This window comes from Spirulina sp. CS-785/01, from assembly GCF_028330525.1.
Classification (GTDB): Bacteria; Cyanobacteriota; Cyanobacteriia; order Cyanobacteriales; family Spirulinaceae; genus JAQMSD01.
In genome coordinates, this window is sequence record NZ_JAQMSD010000078.1 from 1 (window position 1) to 10,082 (window position 10,082).

The 10,082-nt window shown below is 47.1% G+C and carries 6 protein-coding genes, 1 tRNA gene and 1 pseudogene; 4 read left to right on the forward strand and 4 right to left on the reverse strand.

Features of this window, described 5'->3' with window-relative positions:
- Positions 1-54: 54 nt before the first annotated feature.
- Positions 55-531 (reverse strand): hypothetical protein, encoded by a 477-nt coding sequence (locus PN462_RS04465; protein ID WP_272126788.1) that lies wholly within the window; start codon positions 529-531, stop codon positions 55-57.
- 286 nt (positions 532-817) lie between these two features.
- Between PN462_RS04465 and PN462_RS04470 the strand changes: the two genes are divergently transcribed.
- Positions 818-889 (forward strand) — tRNA-Asn (locus tag PN462_RS04470).
- 137 nt (positions 890-1,026) lie between these two features.
- Here PN462_RS04470 and PN462_RS04475 read toward each other — a convergent pair.
- On the reverse strand, positions 1,027-2,304 hold the full coding sequence (locus PN462_RS04475; RefSeq protein ID WP_272126790.1) for a CCA tRNA nucleotidyltransferase: 1,278 nt from the start codon (positions 2,302-2,304) through the stop codon (positions 1,027-1,029).
- 281 nt (positions 2,305-2,585) lie between these two features.
- Here PN462_RS04475 and PN462_RS04480 point away from each other — a divergent pair, with 281 nt between their 5' ends.
- Complete coding sequence (locus PN462_RS04480; protein ID WP_272126791.1) at positions 2,586-3,359, forward strand: ABC transporter permease; 774 nt, start codon at positions 2,586-2,588, stop codon at positions 3,357-3,359.
- Between the two features lie 104 nt (positions 3,360-3,463).
- Here PN462_RS04480 and PN462_RS04485 read toward each other — a convergent pair whose 3' ends face one another.
- Complete coding sequence (locus tag PN462_RS04485; RefSeq protein WP_272126792.1) at positions 3,464-6,715, reverse strand: DUF4114 domain-containing protein; 3,252 nt, start codon at positions 6,713-6,715, stop codon at positions 3,464-3,466.
- A 313-nt stretch (positions 6,716-7,028) separates the two neighbouring features.
- On the opposite strand from PN462_RS04485, the gene glnA reads away from it, so the two are divergent.
- Both glnA and PN462_RS04495 read left to right on the forward strand, forming a co-directional pair.
- Positions 7,029-8,453: a type I glutamate--ammonia ligase gene (gene glnA / locus PN462_RS04490; protein WP_272126794.1), complete on the forward strand. Its 1,425-nt coding sequence runs from the start codon at positions 7,029-7,031 to the stop codon at positions 8,451-8,453.
- Between the two features lie 252 nt (positions 8,454-8,705).
- On the forward strand, positions 8,706-9,587 hold the full coding sequence (locus PN462_RS04495; protein WP_272126797.1) for a M48 family metallopeptidase: 882 nt from the start codon (positions 8,706-8,708) through the stop codon (positions 9,585-9,587).
- Positions 9,588-9,865: 278 nt separating this feature from the next.
- Here PN462_RS04495 and PN462_RS23385 read toward each other — a convergent pair.
- Positions 9,866-10,082, reverse strand: a pseudogene (locus PN462_RS23385) (zinc ribbon domain-containing protein); the annotation flags it as partial.

Here is a 10,082-nt window from a genome sequence, read left to right on the forward strand (position 1 = left end):
ATGGGGGAGATGGGGGAGATGGGGGAGAACCAAGAACAAATTAATTATCTATTACTAATGATGGATTTCGAGACTTAATACATATTGGCCGAGTTGTAGCTGGTCTGACCAGAGTTCGTATTCGATGCGTAAGCTGTAGGGGAGGGGAGTGCCGATGAGTTCTAGGGAACGGGTATAGTTTCTCAGTCTTAGGGTGTTGTATTGTTCGTTGTGATCTCCGTGTAACCAATAGCGGGAGATGCCATAGACTCCTTGTTCCCAAAAGTGACGATAGCCGATTTTATCGTTGCCTTGCATGGTCATGATGACTCGGTAGGGGGAGAGTTCTAACCAGAGGAGGCCGTCTTGGCCGGGGGGGGAGGCAGGGTTGAGGGGGGTGAGGGTTTCAGGGAAGGGGGGTTGCTTGAGGAGGAGGTGAAACCGTTCTGAGTCACGTTGGTAGAGGGTGGCGGCGGTTTCTAGGCTAGACCAGAGGGGGAGGTTGGTGGAGATGAGGGAAAGACAAACGGGTCTGCGGTGATGAGTGAGCATAGGGTTTGTGTGAGAGAAGGGTCTCTTTTACGATAGCGTGCTTTAGGGCGCGATCGCGCTTCCCTCTCAATACTTATTCACAAAATTTTGAAAAAAGACTTGCACTTTTGTTTGGTTTCTGTTTATAATTAAAAACTGTTGCGTAAATCAAGCAATCTTTAAGTTTCCCGCTTTTTTTTTGGCGAAAAACCAAACTTGTTTTATAGCAAACTTGTGTTATAATGGTATATCGCAGGGAAATTAAAAAGCTGACAGTTTCAGCAGCTTGTAATCCCAAGTAGCTCATTCCTCAGTAGCTCAGTGGTAGAGCGGTCGGCTGTTAACCGATTGGTCGTAGGTTCGAATCCTACCTGGGGAGTTTAAAGTAATAATTCAGTTAAGAAACAGGCAAGATGCTTGTTTCTTTATTTTTGTTGGTTACAGTAAACAGTTGTTACTCCCCATCTTCCCCAACTCCCGACTCCCGACTCCCGACTCCCCTTTATGGTTCAACCGTCAACTATTACCCATCAACCGAACTTGCCGTCGCGCATACTCTAACGCCTCCTCCCGACTACTCACTTTGCCTGTAATATACGCCAACTGAACTTGAGTGAGGAGTTTCCCAATTTTTGGAGAAGGTTTTAAAGCCAAATCTTGTATTAAATCACTCCCTGTTAACAGAGGAGTTGGATGGGAAATTTGACTCTTGGGATTAAGATAAGTATTAACTAGCGGAGCAATAAAACCCACCATTTTAGTTTCTCGTAGAGTATCTTGATGGGCCGCCACCGCAACCGTCAAAACCGCTAACGCCGGGAAATGGTCGCCAACCTTTTGAAACAGGAAATATTGTTCCTCTGGGGTGAGAGGATGGTCTGTAATTTCTAATAAACGAGGGAGATGTTCTAATAAAGTCGTGACAGTGCGAACCTCCACGCGAGAATATTTCAGCGTTTCCAGTTGAGTTTGGGCAGTTTGGGGGTTGGGACTAACTAGACTGGCCAATTTAGTTAAACTGAGGAGAGTAGAAGTGTTCCCAATGGGTTGACGGAGTTGTTGGCCCAGTTCCGTCCAAATATTACTCAGTAACCACGCACTGTGTTCGATCTGCTCAATTTGTTGTACATTTTCCGCAGGGAGTTTCCCTAACCAGACTTGTAATACCCGGTCTTCCCACGCTGCGTATAACCAAGGGGTTTCGGGGGAGACTAGGAGGTACTGAAGTTCTTGTTGGACTCGTTCTGCGGCCACTTGGGCCAGTTTGGGGGCAAGTTTACGCAGGGTGTTGCGGGTTTTGGGTTTGATGGTTAATCCTAGTTGGGCGGCTTGGCGATAACCGCGTAAAATGCGGAGGGGATCATCGTTGAAATTACTTTTATCGATCATCCGCAATTCCCGACGTTCTAGGTCTTTTAAGCCTTTCAGGGGGTCGATAATATCTTGGGTGTGGGGGTTATAAGCAATGGCATTAATGCGAAAATCCCGCCGTTTCAGGTCATCTTCGAGGGTGTCCCCTTCCTGTTGGGCAAAGTCGGCTGTTCCTTGGTCAAAGACGACTCTGGCAATTTGTCGTTGTTCGTCGAGGACAACAAACCCCGCTTGGGTTTGTTGGGCAATATTCTGGGCTGTGGCAACGGCGTTTTCGGGTAACACAAAGTCAAGGTCAAACTGATCTTTCTCCCGTTCTAGTAACGCATCCCGGACGGCCCCTCCGACAATATAAGCGGGTTTGGGCAACCAGTCCAAGGGAAAGGGTAATTTTTTTAATAAGCGAGTCGCAACATACTGCATTCTGGGCTATGATTCAATGAAACAGTGGGCAACAGTTGAGCGGGAATTGCAGGTCTGACCATTCTACACCCATCTTTTAATTTCCCATCAATAATCTCATACTGTAGTGAGGGAAGTGTGGGAGAATTGGCAAGTTCAGCTATAGGAGTGGGATTAAGTAGTTTGGCCGGATTTCTCTTACAATTGTAAAGGAATATTAACAGACGTAACTCAGATTGTATCGTACCGTGTTGAAATCCCAGCTTTCCCTTCCTTTCCGGTCCACTGCTCACCCTTCCGCAATGCAAACCCTCCTCAAGGATACTTGGACGGTGTTTTGGGGAGACTGGTTAGACTTGCGGGTGCGTATCGTGCAAGTGGCCTCTACTGGACTGATTTCTCCCCTCATCTATATTCTAGCATTTGGATTAGGCTTGGGGAGTGCCTTAGATCGGGCGATTAGTCCTCCAGTGGGGGATAGTTACCTAGAGTTTATTTTACCGGGGATGGTGGCCTTGTCTTCGATGACCATTAGTTTTGGAGGGACGACGTTTTCGATATGCGGCGATCGCCTCTATAATAAAACCTTTGAGGAACTCTTGTTATTACCCGTCCATCCCCTCGCACTCCATTTAGGGAAGATGCTTGCAGGTATTGTGCGGGGGTTAATGACTTCGGGATCAGTGTTGTTGGTTGCTATCCTGTTTACTGGGAAGGTGTTTAGTTTTCTCAATCCTCTCTTTTTGTTAATTGTGGTGTTAAATTGTGCTGTATTTTCGGGGTTGGGAGTGATTACCGGATTAAAGGTAAAATCCCTAGAAAGTGTAGGATTGTATAATAATTTCTTGATTGTTCCCATGTCGTTTTTAGGGGGAACTTTTTTCGATCCAGCAACGTTACCAATGGCGTTAAAAGTGATCGTTTATTGTTTACCTTTAACCTATACTAGCACCTCATTACGGGCAGCGGCCTATGATTTGAGTACCTTTCCTTGGTTTTCCATTCCGGTGTTATTGGTTTTTGCGATCGGTCTTTCTTTTTGGGGGGCCTATCAATTCTCCCATCAACAGGATTAAATTTAGTTGAAAGTTGAGCGTAAAAAGGGGAGAAACCGGGTTTCTTGCTTCACTGGACTGGTTTACCATTCCCCCCATAGAAACCCGGTTTCTTGCGGTTCACCTTATCCAAACAGCACTTGTAACACCATATCGTTATAATCCCCATCTCCTCCATTGGGTAAGTCTTCAAACCCAAACAAATTATCCCCCAATAAGCGAATATGATCCGTTTGATCCGGGTTTGCATTCAGAAAGGGAAAATAAGCAATTGGTGTCCCAGAAATTAAGTCATTCTCCGGGTTATCCTCCAAAAACTCTTTAACCGTCCCATTAGCAATAATAAACGGTAAAATTAATCCCTCTAAGTCCGCCGATAGGTTACTATTGGGAGTAAATTCCTGTAAAGACCGTTCGATCGCAGCTTCGACATATCCCTCATCCCCTGGGTTCAACTGATCAATCTCTCCCGCTTCATTATCCACCACATACAGCCCCACTGTATTAAAAAATTGGGCTTCACTTTTCACCGTGACATCCGCTTCTAATGTCCCTAAACCGCGTAGATCAATGAATTCCTGTTCTCGTTTCCCTTGCAGTCCTGTGCCAATGGGGGAACGGGCATCGGCGGCAACTTCTAACTTCATGATAATATCCTCAAAGTTAGACTCTCCCCCCAGACCATCATCCCACCCCAAGGTAAATTCCTCACTGTTCAGGTCTTCAATCTCCACCACACTGCTATTATTGGCAAAAAAGACCGTCGGGGTATGTCCTGTCCCCAGAGAAGCGCGAACTGTGGCCGTGGTGCTGTCTTGTACCATATAAAAGAGGAGTTGTTCTCCAGGTTGCACCTCCACCACGCGAGACGCAGGAAACCCGTCAAAAATCGTCTCAGGCAGGGGAGAAAAGAGGACTTGGGACTTGGGTAAGGCTGCCTCTAAAAAGCCTGCATTTCCCGGTTTTAGACCCCGTACACGGCCTTGTGCATCATCAACTTTAATCACCCCTACTTCATTCACCGCTTGAGTATTAATGGTTTGTAAGGTGAGACGGAGTTGCGTTGCTGCTTGGACAGTAAAAATATTCAGGGTGTTCTCATAGTTGTTTTCTGAGGCATTGATAACGGCGGAAGGATTAACTGCATTTTCCAGGGCCGGGAGTCCCGCTTCTTGGTCTGCGGTGTGGCGGTGTTGTAGGGGATAGTCGCTCTGAAAGTCTATTTGAGCTACGATGGGGTCATGGTCGCTGGCACTGTTGCTAAAGTCGGAGTTGGCATGGACGATATCTATGCGAGTGCGCTGTTTTAGATTATCGCTGACGAGGAGATTATCTAAGGCTTGGGAATTGCCGTTAAAGTTGAAGGTGTAACGGTCTGAGGGAGGTAAGGTGTTGAGGAGGCCAGTTAAGGCATCTCCGGTGAGGGTTTGCAGGGTATTGGAGAAGGGAAAGTCGTTAAAGTCTCCGAGTGCAATAATATTAGCATCGGGGTTGTCTGCAAGGATACGATCAATAAAATCATTGATGACTTGTGCTTGAGCAACTCGTTGGGTTTCGGTGAGGGGGTTGGGGGGTTGGGTTGCACCCAAGAGGGGATCATCACCCCCTTTGGATTTAAAGTGATTGTTGATGATATAAATTTTTTCCCCGTTAAAGATAAATTCTGCGGCCAAGGATTTACGAGTGCCAAAAAATGCCGGGTGGGTGGGGTTGATGCGTCCGGGGTTGGAGGAGAGGACTGGGTTGGGGGTTGCGCGATCGCGCAACTCCACTCGACTAGAATGAAATAAATACCCCACTCGTATATTACTCCCCGGCGCACCCCCATCTTGATTATCAAGGGGGTTCACCTGTCGATACTCGTAGGTAGGTCCCCCTTTTGCTGTAATAGTGTCAATTAATTGCTGAAACGTCTCATCGGCGGCCACAACCCCATTATCCGTCTCTCCACTATTATCCTGTATTTCTTGCAGGCCGATAATATCGGGAGATTTTAATTGAGTAATAATCTGTTCAGCAAGATGAGCAAATTTCGTCTGTGCATCACTAGAAGCGAGATTGTGTACATTATAAGTAGCAACCGTTAACTGATGACTCCCGGCCCGCAAATCTGTGCTTTCCGGTTGTAAATCACTAGGAGTCACCGCGGGGAGAGGTTGCGTATTCAGGAGTTTAAAATGACCAAAACTGTAACTGAAAACCCCTTGAATAGAACTCTCGAAGCGTTGCCCCACTTGAACCGTCGGCTCATCACCCACCAACTCATCATCAATAATAATCCGTTCCGGGTTAAAATCCCCCGGTCGGACAACAATTCCCCCACTCTCAGTCCGTAACCCTGCACCCGTCCCATTATCAGCCAATACCGCAATTTCCCCAAAACGACTGGTAGGACTCACCGCAACCGGGTTATCCACCTGAGTCCACATCCCCTCCAAACTCTCGTAGAAATCGATCCCATCTTCCTCCGGGTTAAACTCACTTAACCCATCATTATCAACAATGGTGGAGGGAGGAATACGACCATTAGACCCAATCACAGCAGGAGCAGGTAAACTATTCCCAGAAGAAACCACCTTCACATCAGGAGTCCCACCAATCTGAGTAATCGAGAGATTCCCTGTTTCTTCTCCCCCAGGGAAAAACTCACTCACCGTCCCCGTTACTTCAACCTCATCCCCCACCGTAACGCTAGGAGAAGACCCCGTAAACACAAATAGTCCATCAGAAGTCGCACTATTATTATCCCCCTCCTGATCTTGGACATAAACCCCATATCCTGCAACTGCCGTAACAACCCCTCTCGTCGTCACTACTTGGCCAAGTAAAGGGGAAGTATGGCCAGCACCTTGAATGGTATAAATCGGGGTTAAATTCCCCTCAAAACTAACCCCATCGACTTGGGTCCCCGGAGAAAATAAACTCCCTCCCCCTGCATTCAGACTCCCATGCAAGATAAAATCCCCCGTTAAATCCGGATCACGGGTCAGGGATTGATTCTTTCCTCCCTCTGACCCGTAAGTATAGCTGACAAGATCGCTAGTCCCATCATTCAACGTAATGGTATCCCCAGCATTATTAAACCCTAATTGTCCACTACTAGCCGTTTGAACAATCGCTCCCCCAAAATTCCCAGTTGGAGTCCCTCCTGCAAACACGACTACTGCTTGTCCCACAGCTAACACCGTACCACTGGGAAACCGATGACGAACCCCAATTTCATCGGCCAAGGTCCATCCGGAAATATCCACCGAACTCCCAGAATCATTCACCCATTCTACAAATTCATCTTGCCTTGCATTCCTGATCCCATCTCCATTGGCATCTCCGGAAATCTCCGATGCGGGATCAGCTAGAAACTCATTCAGAAGCATCATTCCCTCCTCCTTATGGCTGATTGCAATAGTCGCTATAGCTGTTAACCAACCTCTCACTAGATCGTCAGATCGTCTTCAACCCCTAGGCCAGGTGTTTCACCCTAATCTCTCAGTATAATTTGCCTGAAAAAAGACATAACTGCCAATTTTCCAGAAAAGAACCCCCATTTTTCAGGGAATCCCCACATCTAGCGGCTTTTTAGGTTTTCTTTCGGTGATTATGTAACACTTGATACAAACTCTCCTGAAACCAGTCCCTACGATGATTCGAGACTAGACAACGTACAACTATAGATAGATAAAGGAGTCATCTATGGCAGAGACCCCCCAAGAAGTAATGCAGATGATCAGGGATGAGAACATCCAGATCATTGATTTGAAGTTTATTGATATGCCAGGCACTTGGCAGCATTGTTCTTTCTATCAGGATCAACTGGAGGAGGAGTCTTTCGTTGATGGTGTTGCCTTTGATGGCTCCAGTATTCGGGGATGGAAGGCCATTAACGAGTCGGACATGATGATGGTCCCAGATGCGACAACCGCTTGGATTGACCCCTTTTATAAAGAAAAAACCCTGAGCATGATCTGTGCGATTAAAGAACCACGCACAGGAGAATGGTATAGCCGCGATCCTCGCAGTATTGCCGGAAAAGCGGTGCAATACCTCAGAGACAGTGGCATTGGCGATACAGCGTTCTTTGGACCAGAAGCAGAATTCTTTGTCTTTGATGATGTGCGTTTCGACCAAACGGAAAATCAAGGCTTCTACTCCGTGGACAGTATTGAAGGCCGTTGGAATTCCGGTCGGGAAGAAGCAGGGGGGAACTTAGCCTATAAACCCCAGTATAAAGGGGGATATTTCCCGGTTGCTCCCACGGATACGCTGCAAGATATGCGGACGGAGATGTTGTTAACTATGGCTAAGTGTGGTGTTCCCATTGAGAAACATCACCACGAAGTAGCAACCGGGGGACAAAATGAGTTAGGATTCCGCTTTGGTGAACTGTTGAAAGCGGCGGATGATTTGATGACCTATAAGTATGTCATCAAAAATGTGGCGAAAAAATATGGCAAGACGGCTACTTTCATGCCGAAACCTTTATTTAATGATAATGGGTCTGGGATGCACACTCACCAGTCTATCTGGAAAGATGGACAGCCTTTATTCTGGGGTGAGGAAGGCTATGCGAACTTGAGCCAAACCGCGTTACATTACATTGGTGGTATTCTGCGTCATGCTCCGGCATTATTGGCGTTTACCAACCCCAGTATTAACTCCTATAAGCGTCTTGTACCGGGGTTTGAGGCTCCGGTTAACTTGGCTTATTCTCAAGGAAATCGTTCTGCGTCCATTCGGATTCCGCTTTCTGGACCTAATCCCAAGGCCAAACGGTTAGAGTTCCGTTGTCCGGATGCGACTTGTAATCCTTATCTGGCCTTCGCTGCGATGCTGTTGGCCGGAATTGATGGGATTAAGAATCAAATTGATCCCGGTGAATCGTTGGATGTGGATATTTATGATCTCACTCCGGAGGAGTTGAGCAAGATTCCTAGCACTCCGGGGTCTCTGGAGGATGCGCTGGAACATCTGCAAAATGATCACGCTTTCTTGACTGAGAGTGGGGTGTTTACGGAAGATTTCATTGATAACTGGATTTCTTACAAGTTAGATACGGAAATCAACCCCATGCGTTTACGTCCTCATCCTTATGAGTTTGCACTCTATTATGATGTGTAAGTTCTTGTCATCGTGCTAATAAATGTCCAGTTTGTCAGGGTATGGCTAGGCCATGCCCTTTTTTTTTGGAATCTGTCGGTATTAGGCACGGGTGAGAGTGTTTGGGGGAGTTTGCGGTGCCATCATGCAACAATTTCAGTACGGATGGAGTCGCAACATTGAAGGATAAAGTGATGATGAGAATTATCCGGCCAATCTTGATCGGGATTGGCTCAAAATACAGTACAGAGTATCCTTACGGGTAAATTTATTATGTTAGAACAACTTTCTCATGTCTTTTGGCGGTCTAAAAAACGTTGGCTGTACGGGCTGTTAGGGGTGGTTACAGCCTTTGGATTGTGGGCTGGGACTCCCCAGGCGGCGAAGGCGGTTTCTTGGCTGGAATTGCTGATGCGGGGGGCGCAGATTTTACAATTATCTACGATGTCTGACCGCCAAGAGGTGGCTTTGGGGAATCAGATTAATCAACAGTTAACCACGCAGTTGGCGCGACGGGGTACGCCTATTTTGGATGATGAACGATTAACGAGTTATGTGGATGGGATTGGCCAGAAGTTGGCGGCCCAGAGTGAACGTCCGGAGATTCCTTATAAGTTTCAGATTGTGGCGGATAAGGGGATTAATGCTTTTGCGACGATGGGGGGGTTTGTCTATGTGAATGCGGGGTTAATGGCGTTGGCGGAGAATGAGGCGGAGTTGGCTAGTGTGGTGAGTCATGAGATTGGCCATATTGTGGGCCGTCATGCGGTGAATCAGATGAAGGATCGCGCGATCGCAGCCGGGGTAATGTCTGCTGCGGGATTGGATCAAAATGCGGCGGTGCAAATTGGGGTGCAATTGGCTCTCAATTTACCCAATAGTCGAGAAGATGAACTAGAGGCGGATCAATCGGGGTTAGATAATCTCCGAGATGCCAATTATAATCCCACGGCCATGGTGTCGTTTATGCAAAAATTAGCCCAACAAAGTCGCGGGAGTGTTCCGACGATTCTCAGTACCCACCCGGCAACGAGCGATCGCATTACTATTTTACGCCAAGCCCTCGCGGAAAACCCCCCTCAACCGGAAGAAAACCAGGGAACAAATCCCCAAGCCTATACCAACAATATCGCGCCTCTTGATCGGTTACGCTAATTTTGTTCTTTGTTCTTTGTTGTTTGTTGTTTGTTGTTTGTAAACAAGGGAACAGGGAACTCCGGAACTGGGAATAGTTGGTTCTTAGTTCTCCCCCATCTCCCCCATCTCCTGCATCTCTCCCATCTCCTCCATCTCCTCCATCTTCCCTTTGTGTCCTTTGTGTCTTTGTGGTTCAACCGTCAACTCTCAACTCTCAACTCTCAACTCTCAACTGACAACTTTGCCTTCAGATGCTGATTACCGGAATAATAACCGACGGGTTGACACTCCACGCCCTAGAAGGACGTGGATTCTTCATTCATAGACCCAACTTGCTTTGGCAGGATCACTCCAACCAAAGTAGAGGTCGAATCTCAGTCCCGCGTTCAGGTCTAAGACCCAAGTTCCGCTATACTAAGCGCGTACTCAAGGCTAATTTCAGGATATTAATGGCAGCATTCCAGTCTCTATCTAGGGTGAACCCACATTGACAAACATGAGTCCGAGTCGATA